This window comes from Caballeronia udeis, assembly GCF_001544555.2.
In the GTDB taxonomy this organism is placed as follows: domain Bacteria; phylum Pseudomonadota; class Gammaproteobacteria; order Burkholderiales; family Burkholderiaceae; genus Caballeronia; species Caballeronia udeis.
This window is the reverse complement of sequence record NZ_FCOK02000116.1, coordinates 1-23,884: the sequence shown is the minus strand read 5'-3', so window position 1 is coordinate 23,884 and position 23,884 is coordinate 1. Positions and strand designations below refer to the sequence as shown.

15 protein-coding genes and 2 pseudogenes are annotated in these 23,884 nt (G+C 61.3%); 14 read left to right on the top strand and 3 right to left on the bottom strand.

Translation table 11 applies throughout. The annotated features are described in order from the left end of the window. Both AWB69_RS42410 and AWB69_RS46595 read right to left on the bottom strand, forming a co-directional pair. On the bottom strand, positions 1 to 7,818 hold a 7,818-nt coding region (locus tag AWB69_RS42410), incomplete at its 3' end, for a DUF4347 domain-containing protein (RefSeq protein ID WP_062092743.1). 942 nt (positions 7,819 to 8,760) lie between these two features. Next, a pseudogene (locus AWB69_RS46595) lies at positions 8,761 to 8,937 on the bottom strand (glutathione S-transferase); the annotation flags it as partial. Positions 8,938 to 9,109: 172 nt separating this feature from the next. Here AWB69_RS46595 and AWB69_RS49040 point away from each other — a divergent pair. From AWB69_RS49040 to AWB69_RS42395, 3 genes are read left to right on the top strand one after another with little or no spacing between them, the layout of a single operon-like run. Further along, positions 9,110 to 9,856, top strand: coding sequence for a TadE/TadG family type IV pilus assembly protein (locus AWB69_RS49040; RefSeq protein ID WP_062092742.1), 747 nt, complete (start codon positions 9,110 to 9,112; stop codon positions 9,854 to 9,856). Beyond that, a complete protein-coding gene (locus AWB69_RS42400; RefSeq protein WP_062092741.1) occupies positions 9,856 to 10,458 on the top strand; it encodes a TadE/TadG family type IV pilus assembly protein in 603 nt (200 codons plus the stop codon). The genes AWB69_RS49040 and AWB69_RS42400 overlap by 1 nt, the downstream gene beginning before the upstream one ends. A gap of 10 nt (positions 10,459 to 10,468) precedes the next feature. Further along, complete coding sequence (locus tag AWB69_RS42395; RefSeq protein ID WP_062092740.1) at positions 10,469 to 11,974, top strand: TadE/TadG family type IV pilus assembly protein; 1,506 nt, start codon at positions 10,469 to 10,471, stop codon at positions 11,972 to 11,974. A 352-nt stretch (positions 11,975 to 12,326) separates the two neighbouring features. Here AWB69_RS42395 and AWB69_RS46590 read toward each other — a convergent pair. Beyond that, positions 12,327 to 12,544 (bottom strand): annotated as a pseudogene (locus tag AWB69_RS46590) (hypothetical protein); the annotation flags it as partial. A gap of 245 nt (positions 12,545 to 12,789) precedes the next feature. On the opposite strand from AWB69_RS46590, the gene AWB69_RS42390 reads away from it, so the two are divergent. The 11 genes from AWB69_RS42390 (at position 12,790) to AWB69_RS42340 (ending at position 22,747) form a co-directional block, all read left to right on the top strand. Then, on the top strand, positions 12,790 to 12,969 hold the full coding sequence (locus tag AWB69_RS42390; RefSeq protein ID WP_062092739.1) for a Flp family type IVb pilin: 180 nt from the start codon (positions 12,790 to 12,792) through the stop codon (positions 12,967 to 12,969). 68 nt (positions 12,970 to 13,037) lie between these two features. Next, entirely contained in the window at positions 13,038 to 13,547 is a 510-nt protein-coding gene (locus tag AWB69_RS42385) for an A24 family peptidase (RefSeq protein WP_062092738.1), read from the top strand. A gap of 12 nt (positions 13,548 to 13,559) precedes the next feature. Next, on the top strand, positions 13,560 to 14,528 hold the full coding sequence (cpaB, locus tag AWB69_RS42380) for a Flp pilus assembly protein CpaB (protein ID WP_062092737.1): 969 nt from the start codon (positions 13,560 to 13,562) through the stop codon (positions 14,526 to 14,528). A 47-nt stretch (positions 14,529 to 14,575) separates the two neighbouring features. Continuing rightward, positions 14,576 to 16,030, top strand: a complete 1,455-nt coding sequence (locus tag AWB69_RS42375; RefSeq protein WP_082913838.1) for a type II and III secretion system protein family protein — start codon at positions 14,576 to 14,578, stop codon at positions 16,028 to 16,030. Positions 16,031 to 16,040: 10 nt separating this feature from the next. After that, positions 16,041 to 16,415 carry a CpaD family pilus assembly lipoprotein gene (locus tag AWB69_RS42370; RefSeq protein WP_062092736.1) on the top strand — a complete coding sequence of 125 codons (375 nt, stop codon included), beginning with the start codon at positions 16,041 to 16,043 and terminating at the stop codon, positions 16,413 to 16,415. A gap of 12 nt (positions 16,416 to 16,427) precedes the next feature. Beyond that, the gene (locus AWB69_RS42365; RefSeq protein ID WP_062092735.1) at positions 16,428 to 17,648 is read left to right on the top strand and encodes an AAA family ATPase; all 1,221 of its coding nucleotides are present in this window, start codon (positions 16,428 to 16,430) and stop codon (positions 17,646 to 17,648) included. Continuing rightward, the gene (locus tag AWB69_RS42360; protein WP_062092734.1) at positions 17,648 to 19,042 is read left to right on the top strand and encodes a CpaF family protein; all 1,395 of its coding nucleotides are present in this window, start codon (positions 17,648 to 17,650) and stop codon (positions 19,040 to 19,042) included. The genes AWB69_RS42365 and AWB69_RS42360 overlap by 1 nt, the downstream gene beginning before the upstream one ends. After that, on the top strand, positions 19,039 to 20,016 hold the full coding sequence (locus AWB69_RS42355) for a type II secretion system F family protein (protein WP_062092733.1): 978 nt from the start codon (positions 19,039 to 19,041) through the stop codon (positions 20,014 to 20,016). The genes AWB69_RS42360 and AWB69_RS42355 overlap by 4 nt, the downstream gene beginning before the upstream one ends. Further along, a complete protein-coding gene (locus AWB69_RS42350; RefSeq protein ID WP_062092732.1) occupies positions 20,013 to 20,975 on the top strand; it encodes a type II secretion system F family protein in 963 nt (320 codons plus the stop codon). The genes AWB69_RS42355 and AWB69_RS42350 overlap by 4 nt, the downstream gene beginning before the upstream one ends. After that, positions 20,972 to 21,880, top strand: coding sequence for a tetratricopeptide repeat protein (locus AWB69_RS42345; protein WP_231937431.1), 909 nt, complete (start codon positions 20,972 to 20,974; stop codon positions 21,878 to 21,880). The genes AWB69_RS42350 and AWB69_RS42345 overlap by 4 nt, the downstream gene beginning before the upstream one ends. A 249-nt stretch (positions 21,881 to 22,129) precedes the next feature. Continuing rightward, entirely contained in the window at positions 22,130 to 22,747 is a 618-nt protein-coding gene (locus AWB69_RS42340; protein WP_231937430.1) for a methyltransferase family protein, read from the top strand. Positions 22,748 to 23,884 lie beyond the last annotated feature (1,137 nt).

Here is a 23,884-nt window from a genome sequence, read left to right as displayed (position 1 = left end):
GAAGTCGGGCGCCGGCACGAAGCGCAATTGTGCCGACGACGACAGCACGAGCGAGTTCGAATCGCTCAGGCCGGTGGCGGCAATCGTGGTCCAGTGCGCGCCGTTATCCGTCGAGTATTGCCAGGCGCCCTGGCTCGCGTCTGCACCGTTACCGGTGATCGCGACGCCCGCCAGCGTGTTCGCCACCGAGCCGGTCGGATTGCTGACGCTTTGCTGCTGATCGGCGCTGTCGTTGAAATTGCTGCCGAACAGATGGCTGACCGTGTCGGCTGGCGGCGCGGTAGTGTCTTCCGCAGCCGGACCGAGCGTAGTGCTTCCGCTGGCAATGGGCGCGTCATTCACCGGATCCCCGATCAGATCAACCGATTGGCTGGCCGACGAATAGGCCGAGCCGGGGGTGTTCAAGCCCTGGCCCAACGTGTTCGCAGCCGGGAGCGCCGACAGCGAGCCGTTGGCGGCGCCGTCGAACTGGTCCCACGCGCGGAAGGTCAACGCGTTCGGCACCGAGCCGTTCCAGTCCGGTGCCGGGTCGAAATAGACTCGCGTATTGCCGTCGGCCACGAGATGCAGCGCGTTGGCCTGAGACACAGCGGTCATGCCGTTGCCCGCGAATTCCGTCCAGGTTGCGCCGCTATTGGTTGAATACCACCACGTGCCTGCCGTTGTGTTCGCGGCGGTGATCGCCACGCCGATTGCGCCCGGCGGCGTGCCGTCATGGGCGTTGGCGCCGTCTGGATCGGTCACGTTGCCGCTGCCGGTCAGCGCCGACACCAGCGTGCCGACTGCACCGACCGGCGCGCCTGCGTCTTCAGTCGCGTGGTTGAGCGTCACGGGAACGCCGTTGAGCAGCGGCGAATCATTGGTCGGAACGACATCGATGGTCGCCACGGCAGCGGTCGTCGTCGCGTTGGTCGTGCTGTCCACTACCGAGATCGTGACGTCGCGCACCGTCGTGTTCGGCGTGTCGCTACTGTCATAGTAGGAGACCGCGCGCAACGCCGTCTGCACGGTGGCTGCGCTGAGATTGGTGCCGGTGAGCGTCATCGTGCCGGTGGCCACATCGAAGCTGGCCGTCACGCCCGACGGCAGCGTGCCCGCAACGAGAACGTCCTCGCCAGGCTTGAAGTTGCTGACCTTCACCGTGGCGCCGGCGAACGTGTCGGAGCTCGCCACCGACAATGTGCTGTCCACCGCCACGGCCACCGCTGCGGCCGGCGAGTCGTTCGGTTCGATGAAGGTCGCGCTCGACCCGCCCGGAGCGGGTACCTCGTTCACGGTCACAAACGCCGGTGCGCTGGTCATGTTGCCGCCGGTGCCCTGCGCGCCTGCCGTATTGTGGTCGTCGAGCGTCGCGCCGATCTGGATCCCGGTGCTGACGGTGCTGGTATCGGTACTCGAATAGCCGAGGCTGCCCAGCACGTCGTTGACAGTCGCTGCGGTGGCGCCGGCACCGAACGTGATGCTCAGCTTGCCGTTCGCCTCCGCATAGGCGCCCACGGCGACGCCGTTGAATGTAACCGTGCCGCCCGACAGCGACAGCAGGCCGGTACCCGCGAACACATCGGTGTTGACCGGCGCCGCGACGCCGCCGCTATACCGCTGAAGCGTCAGCGTCGTATTGCTGTAATCGCCGAGTGCGTCGAGCTGGGTGTCGCTGACAGACGCGCCGGCGCTGGACAGCACCACCGCCGGGCCACCTTCCGCGTAGGTGGCACTGCCGCTCCAGTTCGCGATGACCGGCGCGGTGTCCGGTGCCTGGAACGAAAAGTCCACGTTGCCGTGAGCGTCACCGGCTGAGGTGAACGACGCGCCGGGCGGACTGCTGCTGACCGAGCCGTCCGGGTCGTAGACGAGCGTCTCGTTGGCCGGCACGCCGTTCAGCGAGATTGCGACCGTGCCGTCGGGCAGCGCCCCGAAACTGTAGGTTCCGTCGGCGGCAGTCGTCGTGGTTTCGTGAATGACCGTACCGCCGGGCTGGGTAATGGTCGCCGTGACCGTAATGCCGCCCAGCGCCGTATCGGCCGACCCGGCAGTTTGCGAGAACGTCGTTTTGTCGTTGCCGACGTCCTGCCAGACCCGCCCTTGTGCACTGCCAATATCAGTTGCGGCCGTGGCGACATAGTTGTCCGGCGGATTGGCGGCCGGATCGAAGTCGCGCGGCCCGGTGAGCGAACCGACAGCACCGGCGGTCGAGCCGTTGAATGTCTGCTGTCCCGCCAGGCTTTGCCACGTCGCCGTGGCAGTGTCGTTCTGGACGGTCTGGCCCGGCGCGACCTTCACCGTGTACGTGATGACCTCGCTGCCGCCTGCGCCGAGTTGCCCGATCGCGTAGTTCAGGTCCGTGCCCGTGGTTCCCCCGGCGCCGGCGCCACCCGTGCCTGCGCCGGTGGCGCTGACGAACGTGATGTTGCTTTCGTTCGTGGCCGCCGGATTGTCGAGCACGACGTTGTACGCGCTCGACGATCCGGTGTTTTTCACCGTGACCTGATACGTGACGGTGTCGTTGGTATTGTCGACCGCGGTGGCGGTCTTCGTGACGGTAACGGCCGGTTCCTCGACCGCCACGCTGACGTTGTTCGACGCAACGCCGTCCACCGTGAACGACGTCTGCAATGCCGAGGCGCCCTGATGGTTGGCCGCGACGTTCGTCACCACCGCGTTGAATTCGACGAGCACGTAGTTGCCGGTCGACGAGTTGTCGTTGTTGCTCAGCGTGCCGAGGTCGATGGCGACGCTATTGCCGTTCGCGGTGACCACGCTTCCCGGCAGCGCGTCAACCGGCCTGAAAGTGGCGACGTCGGCGGTGCCCGTGCCCGTGTTGGTGATGGCCGACGGTGAAATGTAGTTCGCGGCCCCCGGGTTGATGTCCTGGTATTGCGTGACGCCCGACAACGCACTGTCGGTCGAGAGCAGATCTCCGTTCGGGCTGACAAAGGCGATCTTTGCGCTGCCGTCATTCAGATATTCAAGGCCGGACGGCATCGTGAAATTGAGCGTCGCCGGGTTCGAGCCTTCGGGAATTTGCACGTACGCCTGCATCGTGACCACTTCACCGACGGTCGCCTCGGTCGACGTCTGCGTATTGGTCTGCGTCGGCGTGCTGGCCGTGTCGGTGTTATTCGATTCGCCGGTGATCGACAGCACCGGCGTGATCTGCCCGATGGTCGCGGTATCGGTCGCGCTGTCGCTGTACATGTGGCCTTGCGCCGTGCCCGGCAGCGAGTAGTAAGTGCCCGAGGTGGCGTCGGCCGGCGTATCTACCTTGAGCGACGTGCCCGCCGGCAGGTTCGGATTGACCGTGGCCTGGAATGTGAACGTTGCCGTCTGGCCGACGCCGAGCGTACCGAGCCCGATGCTCAGGGCGCTCGTGTTGGTGTCGGACGTAGTCGGATTCGTGCCGCCGCTCCCGTACTGCAGCGAGCCGTTGACGTAGGTCAGGCCTGCCCGCAAATTGAGCAGGTCGGCGAGGTTGTTGGCCGGGGCGGTACCGTTATTGGTGAGCGTGACGGTGTAGGTCAGCATTTCGTGGCTGACTACGGTGCCATTGGTCGCGATCGGCGCGCCCGTGGTGGCGTCGGCAGCCGTGATCGTTTCGCTCACCTGCGGATCGTGTTCTGTGACCGTCGCGGTATTGGCCGCCGTAACGGGCGTGGTCTGGCCCGAGTCGTAGTTCAGGAACGCGCTGTTCGAATAAGTGGCGCCGACGTGCGGCGTGTTCGTGGCGTCGACCGTAGCGGTATAGACGATCGTGATCGTGCCGTTGGTGTCGACCTGGCTATTGGTCACCGAACTGCCAAGATCGAAGGTGACGGTCGAGCCCGAAGGCGACGCCGAAATCGTGCCGCCATTCGATGAAGTGACGCCGGTTCCAAAGCTGGTTGAGCTAATGCTCCCGAAGGTCATACCTGCAGGCAACCGGTCGGTCAGCGTGAGATCATTCGAACCGTTCGACGTCACGCCCTGCGGCAGCGTGATTACGACCGTGTACGTCACGGTTTCGCCGGGCACAACGGCATTGTCGGCGCCAAGCGGAAGGTTTGTGTCGCTGCCACTGGTTACCGTCTTCGTGACGCTCGGCGCGCTGACGCCTATCGTCGCGCTGTCGGACAACGCCGCGGAACCTTCGCCAAGCGTCAGTGCAGCAGTGCCGGTGCCGCTCACGAAGCCGTTGCCCGCCGCCACGCCGCCCGTCACGCTAGCCCAGTTGACGACCGACGAGCCGGCCGCGAGCGTGTCACCCGTTTGCTGTGTCGTAGACAGTGTCAGGTCGTACACCACGTAGACCCGGTCGCCGGCGGCAATGCCCACGTCCGTCCCCGCGGTCGAGATCAGTTTGACACCGCCCGCGCTGAAGTATTGAGCCGCCGTGACACCCGTGTCGATCTGCGTTCCCGCCGAGTTATAGATCGCGAAGTTCGTTACATTGCCGGTCGAATAGCCGCTCGGCAGCGTGCCTTGCACGATGACGTCAAAGGCGCTCGCGTGTCCTTCGTTCGCAACTGTCGACACCACGCGTGTGATGTCCCCGCCATCGGCGCCCGTCACGTTGAGGTCGTCCGCCGCCAGCGGGTTCGCCGTGCCGTTCGCGCCCGCAGTCGTGAACAGGGTGCCGGCGGCCGTGCCGGCGGGGGCAAATGGGCTACCCGCCGCGCCGCTCGGCGTGACGTCAGTCTGCGGCGTCCACGGTATGGCTGAGTTCGGATTCGACGTGTCAGGCGTAAAGGTGCCCTTGGACGCGCCACCGTCGCCGACGATCGACACCACCCCCGTCTTCACCGTCACTTCCGGCTCTTCCAGCGGCACCTGCTGGATCGCCGCCGTAGCGGCCGTCTGACCCTCCGCATTGGTGTACGAGCTATTGCCCTGGCTCGTGAGTGGCAAGCCGTCGGCAAACGGCTTGTTCGATGCCACCACGCTGAAGTACACCGTGACCTTCTGGCCGGCCGCGTTGGTCGTGTCGTCGCGGTTGCCAAAGTTGAACGAGATGCTGTTCGCCGTGCCGTTCGCCGTCGCGGAGACAACCGACTCGCCGCTGATCGGATTAATCAGCTTGTAGGTACCGGCCGTCGGAAACGAGTCGGCGGTGTTGTCCGCCGTGTACGCGGTCACGTTCGAACCGGTCGATGTCGGGTCGGTGGTGGAAAAAACCGGCAGCGGCAGGTTCGCCGTCAGGTCAAGCGAACCGTAGTCGCCCGTTGTGAGCGAATAGGTGAGGCCGTAGGTGACCGTGTCGCCCGGCTCGATGTGGGTGAGGTCGGCGGTCTGGCCGTTCACCGCGACCACGCTCAGCACCATCGAGCCCGGAGCAACAGTGTCAGTGACCGCGGAGTCATCGGCGACCGTTCCGGTTGAGGCAACAATGGTTTGCGCCGTGTTGTCGACCGTCACAACCGAGGCGCTCGTGCCGGCAAGAGTGACCTGGTTTGTGATCTGGTCCTTTTCGCGCAGACTGTTTTCGTTGTTGGTATTCGTGTACTTGTCCAGCACCTTCGTAACGAACGTGATCACGCCCTGGGTCGCGCCACCCCCGCCGCCCTGCAGAACCGAAGCGAGCACGCCAGCGCCTGTCTGTGCTTCGAGCAACGCGCCAACCCCGAAGCTGATCGACGTCGCGCCCGGATTCGCGCTCGTGCCCGCGTCGTCGCGCGTGTAGTTCCATGCGGCGTTCGAGCCGCTTTCAGCGACCGTCTGACCGTTCACCGATGCCGGGACGAGATTGCCGGCGTCGCCAAACGATACCGGCGCTGAGCTCACGCCGCTGCGCGTAACGCTCAAAGTCGGCGCCACATATCCAAGCTCGGTCGGAGAAAGCAGCGAGAGGCCATCACCGAGCTGGTCCGCGATCTTCAATTGATTGAGCGAGTAGTAGTCCGATACTTCGAAATGAATCGATTCGGTAACGACCTCACCCGGCACAATGTTGCCGGCGGACGCGTCGTCGGTCACCTGGATCGCGAGCGCCTTCGCAACGAAATCGGTCGAGGTCGGGTTGGTCGAACTGTCGCCGGAAATGGTCTGCACGCCGAGCGCGTGATCGAGCGATGCCGCGGTCGGCGTCCACGAACCGGTATAGCTATAGATCGTGGCCACGGTGATGTCGCGCGGCGTGCCGGCGGCGTCGAGCACCGGGTTACCGTTTGCGTCGAATTGCGGTACGAAGACAGGAATCTTGACGACCGTGGCCGTGTCGGCCCCGTCGGTGCCGAGCGACGTGAAGTGCACGGTCACCGTGCCTCCCGGACCGTTTGCGCCTGCCACTCCGGGATTGAATGTCGCGGTCCCGGTCGCGCCGCCCGGCCCCGTAAACGCGATGGTGCCGTGGGTGTATTGCACCTCTGGCGGCAGATCAAACGTGAAGGTCGTGTTCGATAGCGGATCGCCTTGCGTGACCGGCGCGGGCTTGATCGTCAGGACATAGTTGAATGGATAATCCGGGCCGGTCGCCGTTTCGCTTTCATGGAGGTCGGTGGTCGCGGAGACGTCGAGCAGCGATACCGTCGAAGCGGCGACAACCATGCCGTCCGCCCCGCTCGTCACGCCCGCCGTCCCGGCGGTGCCGCGGATCGACGGATCGGTGCCCGGGTCGTTGAGCGGATCCGCGCCGTACTGGAAGCCACCGATCGCGGTGATGTCGAGCGCCTGGCCACCGTGCATGCTGGACAACTCAGTTCTGTTGTCAAGCGTGAAAGTCAGTTGAATCTGTGCGGCCGGTTGGCCTGGCGTGAAGCTGCCGAACGGCAGTGACAGCACATACATCACGTCATTGGCCTGGTAGCCGGGGGGCGCTGCGACGAACAATGGCTTGCCGGTATTGTCGAGCGCGAGCGGATGCAACGCGCCGAGCACGCCTGCGTGGCCGGGGATCGTGGTCGACAACGTCACCGCTTCGGGCGTGATCGCGGTGCCGAGGAACGACGCCCCGGTCAGCGTAGCGGTCTGCGCTGCGTCCTTCGGCACATATAAATCAATGAACGGACCGTATCCGACTCCGTTGGATGCCGTGTTCGCGAACGTCACCGTTTCCGTGAACGTACTGCCGAGCAGGACGTCGCCGGGCACCGTGGCTGGATCGAAGCTGACTGTCGGCACGGGACTGTCGAGCACACCTTGATAAGCCGCCATCGATGCCGCGCTGAACGGCGCGCCGACTGCGAGCACGCCAGTGGTGCGCTCCAGGGTCCAGTCGCCGCCAAGTTGCGCCGCGCCCGTGGCGTTGGTCGATGCAGCGACCTGCGCGCCCGTCAGTGCATGAACACTGTCGACGAATGCCAGACCGTTGTCGCCCTGCCCTACGTCGCAACCCCAGAATTCGATGTCGGCGTTAGCGGCAAGATGGTCACCCCAGGACGCGACTTCGCCTGCGCGGCTCGCGAGCGTAGCAGTCGTGACAGGCGCATTGCCTAGCTCAATCTGGCCAGACTGGCCGTAGGTGAGGAACTGGATTGCCGTGAGATCCGAGCGTCCCTTGAGCGCGGCTGTCACCTGTTCGAGCCCATCGCGGTTCGGGTCGACCAGCACGATCTGCACATTCTTCGCGACGCCCTTCGCGAGCGCCTGCCAATTTGCGACGCGCGGGTCAATGAACAGGATTTCGGTTGCCGCGGGATTCGGCGCGAGCGCCGGAATGTCGCCCGGCGCATGTGTCGGCGTTAGCGTCGCATCATGCTGCGCGTGATCGTGATGGCGGGAATGGGGATGAGATAAATCCGGGGAAACGGAGTGATGGCCGTGATCCGCAGCATCGGAATGTGTTGTTGTATGAGCGAGCGCTGCCACGCTGCCATCGAATAGATGGCGCGCTTCCAAAATCAGCTTCATTGTTGTTTCCCCGAATTTTTTCTTGTTTCCCCGAATTTCGATGTGAAATTTAAGCGTTTCTAAATTCGACTGCAAGCACGGGATTATTTATTTATATGAAATTTTCGGTAAACAAGATCTAAGGCCGGACGATGGATGTTCTAAAGGAGTCATCCTGCGTAACCCGGAAGTCCGTACAGAAAGTATTGAGTGACAATCACGTGAAATGCAGCGCGGCTTTGGACAAGCCGTGTGTGTTGTTCGCCGCCAACAGCACACTGCACAAGCCAATCCAGTCGATCAGAGATGGAATGGATTCATGTAGCCGGTATTAAGGGATCGACCACCAATACCCCTGGCGACGGCATCCAATTAGTAGCGGTCAGCATTGAATTAATGAAATTACTTTGTAATACTTCCGGTATGACTTTGTAATATTTAAATGCGGCATACGCATTGTCCGAGTCAACTATGTGACGTGTGTCTCGAAATCGCGACAGAAAAACCGAGCCTGAAACACCTTGGTCAAACGTTTGCGAACGTACGTTTTTGTTTCTCTCTTCCCTATGCCGCCATGACCGTGGATTGAAGAATGCTTCAGGCAAATATCACTGCAGTGGGACGGGTTGATCGTTCCCTCTTACTCGAGACGCGTCGATTGAAGGTCTTTAACTTCAAGGAAACAGCATGAAAAAGGAATGTTCTAATAATCCTCACGAGAACCGTTTTCCCGAACCGCCGTCGTGGTCATCTCCATTGAAAGTCTCATCCCCGGCAAGCCAGTCCGCTCGCATCGAAACCCGAAACCGCGCAAGGAAGAGCCAACCGTCATTACAGCGTCGCCGCACCGCCTGCGGGGTTCCCAACTAGCATTGTTTAATGCTCAGATTTTCTGCCGCAGGCTCGTGCCTGATTGGAAACTATGCAGAATAGTTCGTCTCAACAGGTAGACCTGCGTACACGACCTTTTAGGGCTTTGTCGCACTGACGGAAACCCCACTCGGCGTTTTGATAAATCTCGACGTCGGGTCCAAGCCCCGGTGTGGCGAGATGGAAATAAACACTAATGGCGTCGAGCAGCTCCAACTCGGCGCGCTTGCTCATCATGGCGATCAAGCCCTTTTCGCGCGGTGTCCTACCGCATCTTTCTTGATCGCCTTAGCGCGACAGAACCTGCGAACGCATTAAAGCAATCAAATTCCCTGCCGTTAACCCAAGTAGGGGATGAAGCAAAGTCCGAAGTGCGAGCCAACCACTTTTCCATTCAATATTGAAAGGGCGGCAAGGCGGCGAACTCGGTAGACAAGCGGGCATGCCGACGCGTCTCATAGATAAGCGCTTGACGCAATTAACTTACCGGACTCGGGGTTCGTGGCTTATGAAAAACCGCACGTCTAGCGAGCGTTCACGCTCAAGGTCGAAGGCAACGCAGCCGAAGATCGTTAGCGCAACGACACTCAAGAAACACCTTGGTCTCGGACGCCTATGGGCGAGCAGGTTTTGTCATGCGTCGCGCGCGGAAATATCACGCGCGCGAGTAGCCGCCAAATGGTTCGCGGGATTTTGCTCCGAGGACAGAGGCGTAAGTGCGCTCGAGTTCGCGATAGTGTTCCCGCTTTTCATGGGGGCCATGATCGGGACGTACCAGTTCGGCATGTCGTTCGTCACGCAGTCGCTCATCGACAATGCGACGCGGGACGCCGCCCGGCAGATCCGCATAGGAACAATCACCGGCACGTCCAGCAAGTACACCCCCAGTCTGGTCTCGGCGGTCTGTAAGGATCTGACCGTGAGCGGCTATAACCTTGTTCCGTCATGCACCACGAGCATCCAGATTTATGTGGCGGCGGCAAGCTCCGGGACGCCGGCTGGCGCGGGTTTCACGACGCTGAGTGTCGCGAGCGTCAACAAGGGGGTCATGACCCAGACCAAGGCTTCACTGTCGCCAAAGTACGACGTCATCCTGCAGGTCGGCTACAACAAGTCATTACTAGGGTCGCTTTCTTCCGGTACGGCCATGGTCATGTCAACCCTCGCTTTCCAGACGGAGCCTTATTGATGATGCCCAGGCTTTGCAGGTTTCTAAAGAATACGCGTGGTGTTGCCGCGATCGAATTCGTGCTTGTCTTACCGCTTATGTTGGCCCTCCTGTTCGGCATCTACGAGATCGGGCAGATAGTCAGGGTCAATATGCTGTTGTCCAACACAGCGTCGTCCATGGCGGACCTGATCTCGCAGCAAAGTAATGGCGTCACCGGCGGGACGAGCGGCGTGCTGGGCAATTTTTGCAAGGCCGGCACGTTGATGATGACACCCTTTCCAACCGGGGCGACGACTGGCGCTGGCTCTTTATCGGCGGCAATGGCGAGCGTGACCAATTACACGAGCGGTGGCGTTACGGTCAATTGGGAGAGCGATCACTCGTGTGCCTCTACGGCGACGGCCTTGGGTAACACCACTGCCCACGCGCTGGCTACAACGCCGACCAACCTGCTGCCTACCGCTGGCACACCCGGCGACAGCGTGGTCATTGTACGGGTGACCTATCAGTACAGTTTGCTCACGTCGTACTTGTTCCCTGCAAGTTTCACGCTCGTGAAAACCGCGTTTGCGCGACCCCGCAACAACCTGCCGATTACGTGCACCGCACCCTGTTCCTGAGGAATTTCGCATGTTGCCGTCAATGAAGACTACGTTCATGCGCATGCTGTCGCGTCTCTGCGCGGATGAAACGGGCGCGATCGCCGTGACGTTCGCGGTGCTGCTTATTCCGATGGCCCTGATTGTGGGTGCCGCTGTCGATTATGGGCGCATGGTTCAATTCCGTTCGACCTTGCAGAGCGCAGTCGACCAGGCCGCGATCGCGGGCGCTGCCGTCTTCACCGATCCCACCCGGAGTGCCACGGCAACCCAGGTCGCGACCAATTACTTTAATAGCACGCTCCTGCCGTCGAGCCTTTCGATAAGCCCGCCAACCGTGTCGACAAACAGCAATGGCACGATCAATCCGGCGCTTGGCAATGCAACGGCCTACACCGTCACCGTGAGCGCCACCGCGAAGGTTTCCACGACGTTGATGTCGTTGGTCATCCCGTCGGTCACCATCACGGCAACGGGCACCGCTGGAGACCCGGTCGTCACGCCACAACTGGTGTTTACCAACGTAAATTCGGTGGCGTGCGATGGAAATTCCGCTTACCTGTACGAGGTGCCATTGAAATCGGGAGGCGGCGGATACGATTATTCGTCGGTGCCGGCCTGGACGACCACAGGGAACCTCTACAACAACTACTACATGATTGGCAGCAGCTATCAACCTCTTCCATCCGGCCAGGTCTTGCCCGCCATTTCTGCGAACCAGCCGCTCGGCGTTGCACTCGTGAACCTGACCGACGGCAACACCGGGAATTCAGGTTGCGGGGTGACGGTCACAGGCGCGAACTCGTACGGTGCGCCGTATATGAGCACGCAGAAATTTTATTCGTCACTCCTTCTTAACAACCAGTCACCCAGCGAAAATACCAACACCTCGTACACCGTTACAGTGACATCGAGCAACTCTTTCTTTGGGGGCTCCTCGATCACCAATGTCACCGCCGGATCGGTCAAAGTACCGATCGCGTCAGGGTCCTACAACAATCTCTCGACTTACCTGGGCATCAATGCACCCGGCTCGGGCTATTCCAATTGCACGTCCACGTCATCTACGTCCGGATCGAACACGACGACCGTCTATACCTGCAGCACCCAGTATCTGACGACGGCGACATCGGCCACGCCGAACTGCTCGCTGTACGTGCAAACCGGGGTGACGCAGAGCTACATTAGCGGCTTGTCCAAGTCCAGTACCGCACCAGCAGCCGCGCTTTCCAGCTGCTTTTCCACTTCGGGCGGCGGAGCGGCCTATGCGGCGCCAACCTGCTCTCAGCTCTCGGCGCTGTCGAATCAGACGGGCTCCTCAGCAATCGCCCCCGCCGCGGTATTCTGGTGGGACGACGCTGGCGGGGTGGGGCCGGGAGAGCAGTACTACTCGCCGTCAAGTCATTGCTCGGCAACAAGCCTGAACGGCCCGGGCTATGGCGAAGACTGCCAGTACAAGAACAACTTCTTCGCAGCGCAATGTACGACAACCGGAGGCAGCGGCTCCGGCTATACGGAAGTCGTGTTGACCCAATAAGCGAATCGAGCGAGACGCCATCGCTTGTCATGCTGTTCGACAAGTGATTTGGCTTACCGCGCGCCGTCGGGTAGTCGGCAACACTAAATGTAAAGCGCCACTCGGTGCCCGAATTGCTCCGGTGATCGGGCACGCTAACGGCGCTGGACCGAACGTTAAAACCGCGCGAGGGAAGATATGAGCCTGCCTTTGCATAGGAAAGCTAATATACCCGGAATGGAGGTATTGTCAGCTTGTTTCATGGCCGACGTTATCGCCGCATCCACGCCAAGTTGACCGCAGGTTGACAGTACCAGGCCCACTGCCATCTTCAGTACAGCAACACAAGCTTTCGCTTGTGTTCGTGACACACCTCGTCCATCCGCCAGCGCTTGCTTACCAGCAGCTTGTGCTACGAAGCGTCTTCTCGAACAGTGGCACCAACTTGATCACTCAAGGATGCACCGTCGAATGACCAACCTCAATACCGCGCTCGGCCATCATCTCGTCGAGATTACGCAAGCTCATGGAGTACGCGATGTATGACCGCATGAACGCCCCGAAGGAAGTCCCTTTTGGGGATAGCAACATCACATCGAGTGAAATTGGAATTAGCACACAACTGTTTGCTCAAGCATTTTTAAAGGTAATTTTTGCGTATCCGAGATTTAGTTCGATGTCCCTAAAGATCCGTGTGCATCCGCCGTTAAGAGGTGTACTCACACCCCGTTCGTTACGCGTAGTCGGCAGTCCCGGGATCGTGGGTACGGCCTGCGACTTTAATGCGAGTCGTTACTACGTAGTTACACCTACTTTCTCGTATAGGAGTTACCAAAATGCGCAAATTTGTGAATGCGTTTGTCCGCGACGATCGCGGCGTCAGCGCCTTGGAATACGCAATGATGGCCGGCATTGTCGCCGTCACTTTGGCCCTGGTCGGCGCTACGTTCAAGACCAGCATCCAGGCCTTGTTCACCACCATGACCACAAGCGTCTCGACAGCTACGACCTCATGATCGCTTGAATCCGGAAATTCGGGCTCCCGTCCGAATTTCCGCCCGACCCGTTCCTTCCGTCGACCATCGTGCAGCTACTGTCCCTCGCCATTCGTCTCGTCGTACTTTGCACGCTGTTATGGCTGGCGGTGATCGACGTTCGGTCCCGCCGTCTGCCGACCAGACCCGTGCTCGCGATTGGTGTTCTCTTTTTCGCCGACGCGCTCGCCCTTCACTTGTCGTTCGGTGACGTGATTGCGCATCTCGCCATGGCCCTCGTGGTCTTCCTGGTCTGTGCCGGCCTGTTCGCAGCAAAGATGCTGGGTGGCGGCGATGCCAAGCTGGCAGCAGTGATTTTCCTGTGGGCCGGCCTGCCCCTCTCGTGGCCTGCATTAACCCTGATTTCGGTGATCGGGACCGTCGTGTCCCTGGTCAGTCTTGCCACGCGAAACATGGACCCGCATCACCGCCTGGCGGCAATGCGGGCGCTCGCCATGTTTTCTGGCGCACGCGGCGTGCCTTACGGCGTGGCGCTTGCTGCGGGCGGCGGCACGGTGATCGTGCTACCCGCGTTGCTGCCTTTGATTTTGACGCGATAGGACGGCGTCCCTATGTCCAAAATTATTAAGTTCGCGTTGCTTCTCCTGGGCGCACTCCTGATCGCGTTGATCGTGCGCACGGTCATTGCTGGCGCTTACCACACGTCGGCGCCAACGGTCACCACACAAAAGGTGCGCGTAAGCGCAGCCGATCTTCCTCAGGGCCTTCTGCTGCGCGACGACGATCTCGGCTGGAAGAACGTTCCCGTGGCCGAAGTACCGCCTAACGCAATCGTTGCCGACGCCCCCAACGCCGTCGACCTGAAAGGCGCACTACTGCGTCGGCCGGCGGCGAGCGGCACGGTGCTCGTCGCCGACGACGTCATCCTGCCAAACGCGCCAGGCTTCCTTGCCGCGACCCTGAAGCCCGAGATGCGGGCGGTCTCGGTGGCCGTCGATGACGTGTCCGGCAACGCGGGCCTGATCCAGCCGGGTGACTACGTCGACCTGATGCTGACCCAGCAAATGGATCGCCGCACCGAATCTCCAGACCTCGCAGTGGCGACCGAGACGGTTGTCCAGCACGTGCGTGTGCTGGCGGTCGGCTCGGAGATCAGTCGGCCCAAGACGAGCGACGCCCCCGATGCTAACAACCGCGCTCGCACGGTCACCCTGGAAGTGACACCGCGCATGGGAGAGGTGGTCTCGGTAGCCGCTCGTCTCGGCAGCTTGTCGCTCGCCCTGCGTAGCTTCGCGACCGCCAGCCGCGACCCCGATTCGAGCGCGGCAGCCTCTGCGTCCAGCGCCTCGCAAGCAGCACCCGTCTGGGCCGGGGATATATCCCGCGCGCTGCGCGAGTTGCCCAAATCGCGCGCTCAGCAGGTCAGCCCCGTGGGCCTGCCGCCCGTGCCGGCTGCACCGCGCACCGTGATGATCTATCGCGGCTCCGAGAGCAGCAATTCGGCAGAGACCGTCGCACAGGGGAATGGTGGCGCAGCAAACGGCGTGCCTCCGCTGCCGACCGTCCCCGCATCGCATTAACGCACTCAGCAACCGGTGGACACCGTCCATTCACCAGGAAAAGCGTCATGAAAATGCAGTTCGGTCCGATTTGCCGCGCCACCTGGGCGCTCGCCGGCGCCCTGTCGTGCGTGGCACCGGTACTCGCGGCGCCTCCAAAGGCCATGCCGGCTCGTGACCCCAATGCGTCGCAACCGGTACCGTCGGCATACGCAACGGGTCCGCTCGAAATCAACGCAGGCGCGGGCGTGCTGGTCCGGCTCAATGAAGATGCGACTTCCGTGTTCGTCGCCGACCCGGCCGTGGCCGACGTGCACGTGCCCTCGCCTCGAGCGGTATTCGTGCTTGGTAAAAAGAGTGGCACCACGACACTCTACGTGCTCGGCCCGAACAACAAGACGCTCCTGCAGCGCACCGTCTCCGTAGCACGCGACATGGACGCGTTGCGCAGGATGATCGCCGGGCGTTTTCCCAACATGAATGTGCAAATCACCGGCGGCCAGGGCTCATTGCAACTTTCCGGCCAGGCCACCAACGCCGCCGATGCCGACGCTGTCGTGCAGGCCGTCACGCCCTATCTGGCCGACAAGGAAGTGTTGATCAACCGCATGACGATCGACCGGCCGTTGCAGGTGCAATTGCGTGTGCGGATCACGGAAGTCGACCGCAACGTCACGCAGCAGCTAGGCATTAACTGGCAGTCGCTTGGCAATGTAGCCGGCAATTTCTTCGGCGGCATCTACAGCGGCCGCGCGATCTATAACCTGAACCAGCAGGTTGTAAACGGCGGCACCAACCCGTACCCGGTGAACCTTCCGACCAACAATGCGTATTCCATATTCGGCCAGTTCAAGACCGGCAACACCAATATCCAGGCACTCGTTGACGCGTTGAACCAGGAGGGACTCCTTACCGTACTTGCCGAGCCTAACCTCGTAGCGCTTTCCGGCCAGACGGCAAGCTTTATCGCCGGCGGTGAGTTTCCGATTCCGATATCGCAGATCAATGGCGCGATCTCGGTTGAATTCAAGCAGTTCGGCGTAAAACTCGATTTCACGCCGACCGTGCTTGCCGACAACCGCATCAGCCTCAAGGTGCGTCCGGAAGTGAGCGAGATCGATACCTCGGTAAGCGTCACGACCGGGGGTGTCACAGTGCCGGGCCTGAGCCTGCGCCGCGCGGACACGACCGTTGAACTGGGCAGCGGCCAGAGTTTCGCCATCGCCGGACTGTTGCAGAGCACCACGAACGACCTGATCTCCCAGGTCCCGGGCGTGGGCTCGATCCCCATCCTCGGCAAGCTGTTCCAGTCGACGAACTATCAGAACAACAAAACCGAACTGGTCATCATGGTGACACCGTATATCGTCGAACCGACCGATCCGACGAAACTGCGCACGCCGCTCGAGTCACTCGTTTCACCGAGCAACGACGTTGAATATAGCTTCAGCCATCAGGCCGGCGACACAGCGTCGACGGCAGGACAACCGCGTCTCGTCGGCGCGGCCGGATACGTTTATTGAGCGCAATGCCATGAAATCTGCACGTCTCCTCACGTTCATCCTGGCCTGTGCTATCGGCGTGGGCCTCAGTGGCTGCTTTAAGCCTCCGCGCGACATGCCCGACGCATCGATCCTCAAATACGATGGGCATTCGGTCGTGCCGCCGGACTGCGCGAGCCTGTCGCGCCCCTCGGTACTAACCGACGCGGGTTGGCACCGTCCCAGCATGGAATGGGGTTGCGCCACCTATACGAATCTCGCCGCGCAGATCGCAAATCCGCAGGACGTGGTCGCGCCACGGGCGCCTGGACCCGCCGACGCCGCGGTCGCGGCCAGCGCGGTGCATCGCTACGAAACCGGCCAGCTGATTCCGTTCAACACAGTTACGACTCACGATACCAAGTGACGGGAGCACAGGATGAGCACGACTGAGTTAAATCTCCAGAAGGGCAAGGCCGGCGCCCGGGCCGCCGACTTCATCGCGTTCGTCGCGGACAAGAAGACCGAGCAGGTGCTCAAGAGCTACGTCCTCGAACAGGCGATGCCGCATACGCACATCGCGATTGGCGGTGTGAACGACGCGATCACCTTGCTGGCCAAGCTCGACCGCTCGCCGCTGTTCCTGCTCGTGGACCTGAACGACTCCGCGATGCCACTCTCCGACCTCGCCCGCCTCGCCGAAGTATGCGAGCCCTCGGTACAGGTAGTGGCACTCGGCGAACGCAACGACGTCGGCCTGTTTCGTACTCTGCTGCAGATCGGCGTGCGCGACTATCTCGTGAAACCGCTCACAGTGGAGCTGATCAAGCGGACGCTGAACGTTTCCGAGGGCAAAGTGAGCCAGGTAATGCGCCTGCGCGCGGGCAAGACCGTCGCATTCGCGGGTACGCGCGGCGGCGTTGGCGTGACCACGATCGCGCTCAACGTGGCGCGCCATCTGGCTGAAAACACGCAGCGCCGCATCGCCTATGTCGATTTGAACCTGTACGGCGGTGCTGCGAACAGCATGCTTGGCATACAGACCAACAACGGCCTGTCCGACGTATTGCAGAACGTGCATCGTCTCGATCCGCAGTACGTCGAGCGTACGCTCGTCGCCAAAGGTTCGCGCCTGTTCGTGCTTTCGGCGGAACTCGACTTCGGCACCCCGCACCCGTTCGAGGACAACTCACTCGAACGCGTGTTGAGACTGCTGTGTGAGAACTTTCACTACGTGATCCTTGACGTCTGCAACCTGGCGGATTCGCTCGCGGGTGAGGCGTTCGATCACGCGTCACGCGTCTACCTGATCGCCGACCGTTCGGTCCATTCGACCCGCGAGAGCATCCGCCGGCTACGCTTCATCGAAGACCGGGACAACAACCCGACCACGTCGCTTTTGCTCAACAACGTGACTTCGGCGGCGGCGGGCATGGTCGAGCCTGCCGACTTCATGGCGGCGGTCGGCCGCCCTGTGCTGTACGAGATTCCCTACGAAGCGAAGGCCGTAACGATTGCCGCAAACCTGGGCGAAGCGCCCAAAGACAAGACGACCGACGGCTTCAACCAGACCATCACGCGCATCGGCGGTGACCTGACTGGCCAGCACCCGAACATTGAACGTACGTTCTTCCAGAAACTCAGGCTGAGGAGAAGCTGATGTTCGGGCAAAAACAGAGCACACCGGCCGCCAGCAAAGCCGTTCCCGTCACGCCCGCCATTCGCGATACGGCCGCTGATCTCGCCATCCCGCCCGCGGTGTCGCGCGCAAGCTTGCCGGAAGGCAACGAACTGCTGGTGCGCTCGGAGCTCTTCAAGACCATTCGCAACGGCGTGTTCGCCTCAATGAACGCGTCTGCCGTGGTCGGCCGCACGCGCGAGCAGATGAAGTCCGGCGTCGAGCAACTCGTGCTGGAGATCGCCGAGCGCGAACGCCTGAACATCACCATCTCGGAGCAATCGCAGATTGTCGGCGACCTGCTCAACGACATGTTTGGCCTTGGCCCGATCGAACCTTTGCTCGCCGACGAGACCGTCACCGACGTGCTCGTGAACGGGCCCGACCAGGTCTATGTGGAACGACATGGCCGGCTCGAACTCACTCCCTACAAATTCCGCGACAACTCGCACGTAGTGAGCGTGGCTCAGCGGATCGCTGCAAGCGTCGGGCGGCGCGTGGACGAAAGCAGTCCGATGGTAGACGCGCGCCTCGCCGACGGCAGCCGGGTCAATGTCGTCTTGCCGCCGCTCGCGATCCACGGCGCGGTCATCTCGATTCGCAAATTCTCCAAGCGCAACATTACGCTGCACCGCATGGCGCAGCAGGGAAACCTGTCGCAGGCGATGGCGAACGTGCTCAAACTCGCGAGCACCTGCCGGCTCAACATCATCGTGTCGGGCGGTACGGGTTCGGGGAAGACTACGCTGCTCAATGCGCTGTCGCACTTCATCGACCTTGGCGAGCGTACCGTCACGATCGAAGATGCCGCCGAACTGCAACTTGTGCAGCCCCACGTAGTGAGCCTCGAAACGCGACCTGAGAACTCAGAGGGACTCGGCGCCGTCGCGCAGCGTGACCTCGTGCGAAACGCGCTGCGGATGCGCCCGGATCGCATCATCCTCGGCGAGACACGCGGCCCGGAAGCTTTCGACGTACTCCAGGCCATGAACACAGGCCACGACGGCTCGATGACGACGATCCACGCGAATACGCCGCGCGACAGCATCACCCGGCTGGAGAGCATGGTCATGATGGCGAACGGCAATCTTCCGCTGCTTTCGATCCGTCGCCAGATTGCGAGCGCCGTGAACCTGATCGTGCAGATTGAACGGATGCGCGATGGCATGCGCCGTATCACGCGCATCACGGAGCTTGTCGGCATGGAAGGCGACGTCATCATCACGCAGGACCTGTTCACCTTCCGCTACGACGCCAGCGCGTACAGCGAGGAAGTCAAGGGCGTGTTCGAGTGTGCCTCGGTACGTCCGGCGTTTTCAGCGCGCGCGGCTTACTACGGTCTCGAGGATGCCCTGCAGGAGGCGATGAAGTCATGAATTTCGTCGACCTGGTCACCGCTGCGTCCTTTGCAGGCGTCATCGTGCTCGGTGTGATGGTCCTGACCGTGCAGGATCTGCGCAGCAAGCAGCCGGAAGCCCGGATCCGCGCGCGCATGGCGGATGTGTTCTCGTTGCAGCGTCAGCGCCCGGTCGCGAAGGATGCTGAGCAAACCGCGGAGCTCTTCAACGTCACACGGGAAAACAACGCGTTCAGCCGCTGGTCCGGCCCGAAGCTCGCCCGCCTGCGCACGGTCGCCGGCACGAACGGGCTGCGCATCGTGATCGCGGCGGCGATCGTTGGCGAGCTGGTCGCCATTCTGATGGCGCGCTTCATGCCACTGCCCGGTTTCGTCCCGCCGTTGCTTTTGGCCGGCCTGCCGGTGCTGATAGGTATGCGTGCGTACAGCTTTCTCGTGGAGCGTTTTCGACGACAGTTTCTCGATGGCTTTCCCGACTTGATCGACCTGCTCGTGCGCGGAGTACGGGCTGGCGTGCCGGTGTCCCAGATGATCAGCGCGGCTGCCGAAGAGCTTCAGGAACCACTGCGTCGCGAGTTCAAGCTGATGGGCGATTCGCTTCAGATCGGGCTGGATCTCGAGGCCGTGCTCGCGGCGGCGGTGCGGCGCATCGAAGTTGCGGACTTTTCATTCTTTTGCGTGTGCGTGCTGCTGCAGAGGGAAACGGGCGGCCAGCTCGGCGAGACGCTCGAGAACCTCGCCGCCATCGTGCGTACACGCCGCGAAATTCGTCAGAAGACCCGGGCCCTGACTGGGGAAGCTCGCATCACGACCAAGATCCTCACAGCGATTCCGGTAGTCGTCATGGTGGCGATGTCCCTAACGGACAAAAACTATCTCGCGGTGCTCCTGGGAACCCCCGCTGGTCAAAAGCTCCTTACCTACGCCGTCATCTCAGTCGTGGTAGGCATTGTCATCATCACCAAGATGTCAAAACTGGATACCTCGCGATGAGCCATGACAGTATTGAAACGCTCATCAACCTTCTGATGCTGTCCGCACTCTTCGCCGGACTTGCACTCTTGTGGGCGACCAAGCGGGGCGGCCGGCGCGGCCGGATTGCCGATCGCGCGCGACAAGTCGCGCTCACACAGCGCGCGGCAATCGTTCAGATAGAGGAGGTCGACGGGCCCGGCGGCTGGCGCACGCGGCTCGTGCAGCGGCTTGCCAGGATCGGCGACCGGCTTCCCCTGTTCGACACGAAATACCGGCTTAAGCTGAGGAAGGAAATGGCACGTAGTGGCTATCGCAGCAGTCTTGCGGTATCGGCGCTGCTCGCCGTGAAGTTTGTTGTCGGGTTGGTCTGCGCCGCCCTCGCCGTCATGCTGGGGTCCGGCATCCCGATGATCGGCCAGTACCCGGCGGTCCGCGGCGCAATGATGCTGATGGCGTTTATTGTCGGCATGATCATTCCCGAGTATATCGTCGCATTTCGCGCGTCGCGCCGCCGCAAGAAGATGGCCGGCTGCCTGCCTGATGCGCTAGACCTGCTCGTGATCTGCACGAATGCAGGCAACAGCCTCGGGGTGAGCATCCGGCGCGTCGCCGACGAACTCAAGACGATCTGCCCGCCGCTTTCCGAGGAATTTTCGCTCACCGCCGACGAACTCAAGCTCTCCGGCGACAGCACCCGGGCACTCCAGGCGCTTGCCGAACGTATCGACCTGCCTTCTATCCGCGCGCTGATCTCCACGCTTGTCCAGTCCATGCGTTACGGCACGCCCATCACACAGGCTCTGCGCACGCTCTCGCGCACGGAACGCCTTGCGCACATCGTCATGCTGGAGGAGAAGGCCGCCAAGCTCGCCCCGAAGATGGTCGTGCCGATGATGTTATTTATTCTGCCGGCCGTAGTGGTGATTTCGGCCGGGCCCGCCATTCTCCAACTTATGGACGTCCTGTCAAAGCAATGAAAAAAAATCTCTACTCATTCGCCGGGAACATGGTCGCCGGATCGACCGGCCTGCGCCCTCGCCTCGTGGCCCTCGCCGTGGTCCTCCTGGGCACGACTGCCGCCTGCACAACGACCACCACGCAACACCTGACCGATACGCACCCTGTCACGCATAATTCCTCGCCGAGCAGCATGAGTGAACTGCGCATCGCCGATTCGGCACTCGACTCGGGCAATATCGACGTCGCCAAAACCATCTACGACCAGATCGTTCAAGCCGATCCGCATTCGGTAGCGGGTCTGACAGGGCTTGGCAACACGCTCTACGCCGTCGGCGACTTCACGCGTGCAGGTGTCTACTACCAGCGTGCCAGCCAGCTTGACGCGACCAACACCGCGCCGCTAATCGGCATTGCGCGAGTGGCGATCCACCAGCGCCGTTTCGACGACGCGATCTCGACCTATCGGCAAGTGCTGACGCTGACGCCCGGCGACGCACTGGCGTCGGCAGGACTTGGCGCCGCGCTTGACCTGAGCGGCGATCACGCGGGCGCGCAGGCTGCATTACGCGCGGCTCTCAAGACGAATCCGGGCGATCCGGTGCTGAGCTCGAATCTCGGCTTGTCCCTGATCCTCGGCGGCAATCCCCGCGAAGGCGCGAACGTGTTGCTCGACGTCACGCGATATCCGGCTGCACCGCCGCAGGCACGCCAGGATCTCGCGCTGGCCTACGGTCTTCTCGGCAATACGGAAGCGGCGGCCGAGATTCTCGCTCGCGACCTGCCGAAAGCGTCGGTGCAGGACAACCTGCAGTATTACGAGATTCAGCGCAAACGCCTGCAGCAGCAGCCGGTGTCGTCCATTTCGCCGGCGAAGGTGGCGGCGGTTCAGGCGCAGCCCGTGCAGGCCGCAAGCCTCCGATAAAGGGATGACTAAAAGTGTTCGGACGGACGGCCGTGAGATGCCCAGCATGGCTTTGCTAGATGGTCCGTCATCCATGTGTCCATGAAAGCATCTACAAACTTGCGGGACAGCTGGCCAAGCCAGTGCCTTCGCGTAGATCGATCTGTATCCCGACCGGAACTGATTATGAAATCGGAAATTCCATCGCCTGCAGGCCAAGCCGTTGTTTCGGGGAGCCTCACCGAGCCGCCAGCTCGGAAGACTGCTTCCTTGACGCGAGATCAGATGATCGGCGAGATCGTTATGCGGCTGCTTGCAGTCCTGATGTACTCGGTGTTCGTCTCATCGGCTCTCTACCAGTTTCACAAGGATCCTTCGCGGATTACATTGCTACTGCTTGTCATCTCTGAATTGCTCACGCTCGGGCTTGTTGTCTGCACGCGCGTGCCGCGTGAGCGTGACTGGAACCCTGTCACGGTAGTGATTTCCCTCTGCGCGAGCTTCTACTTCCTTGCGTTCCGTATCGCGCCAGGGATTCACCTGCTCCCCGAAACGGTTGCGGCAGGTCTGCAGATCGCGGGGCTGGCGATCCAGGTCAGTGCGAAGCTTTCGTTGCGGCGCTCGTTCGGAATACTCCCCGCGAATCGCGGCGTGGTTGTGAGCGGGCCCTACCGTTTTCTTCGACATCCGATTTACTTCGGATATTTCGTTAGTCAGGCCGGTTTTCTCTTGTCTAACTTCGGCATACGGAATCTCGTCGTGCTTTTGCTTCTCTGGGCGTTGCAGATGTTTCGTGTCGTGCGAGAGGAACGCGTGCTGGTCAAGGATGCGAGGTATCGGGAGTACGCTGCGCGCGTGCGGTATCGGTTTATTCCTGGCGTGTTTTAAAGCGTCGACGGGTAGCTTGTCTCGGCAGAAGCGAAATCCCTGACCGCGTATCCCGATCCCGTCGCGATCGATCCCGGCGGAATTCCGGCACCTGGCAAACAGGACATCTAGCCTCGCGCTTGGCTCGTCAGTAAGGGGAAAGCGAGCGTGCCGCTCAGGACGTTCGGTATCGGTTCCATGCGAACTCCGTGTCATATCATGTCAGGTCAAGATGCTCTGGCAAACATCTCGCCACGTCTGGCATCGTCTCCGGTTATCGGAACCGCGAGGACCAAACAGGTTCATTCGCGACGGAACCCGGCGGGCATGCGGCTTATTTTCATACAACTCGATTGTGCTAAAACCCTGCCTTTGTTTGACACAAACCAAAACGGGACGACCTGTAATACGGGCGATGGGCAACCCCTAAAACCCGGCCTACCATGTGGCCCCTCGGCAAGCTCCCAATTGCATGTCGTCACGCAACTCGCCCTTGTTGAATGTCCCGTTTTGTTTGACACAATGCGAGATAACCGGCCATCCCGAATGTCTGGAGCTGAACAGACAAGGATTTCTGATCTACAGCAGGATAGGCTACCGCCGGTTTTGGGCACCATCGTTATGACCTTCATGAATTTGTCAACCAGACTCCCACTCATGTCGGCGCCAGCTTGTTTGTGCCGAAGCACGAAGCGCTCGACCTGACGCACTGTCGGGTGGCCCAGCGGGCAGCCCAGGCTCGAGCATCCACGACGGCTTAAATCACTTTCAATCGGTCAAATTCGTGCGAGTTCAACGTCATCAGTTCGGTTGTCTGCACGGCGAACTCCATTGTTGGATTGGAAGCTCGCCGTATCGCACCGGCACCGAAGCACGGCATCGCTTGCTTGTATCGTCGCCTCCCATTTGCATGCAGATATTGTGTTCGACCAGGAGGGTGGCTGCGGACTTATATTCGGACCTTACATGAGCATGATTCTGGACCGAGGTTCCTCAGTCCGTATATCTCGCCATCGTCACACGGTTACGAGTCCCGGCGATAGGCTCCTCAAGCTCCAAGATTCGGAGAGAACGGTTGCCGCTAACCCGAACTTTGACTCGATCACAAACATAAGCCATTGATTTCACGCTGTTATGCGTGCGAGCGCAGGATAGCTA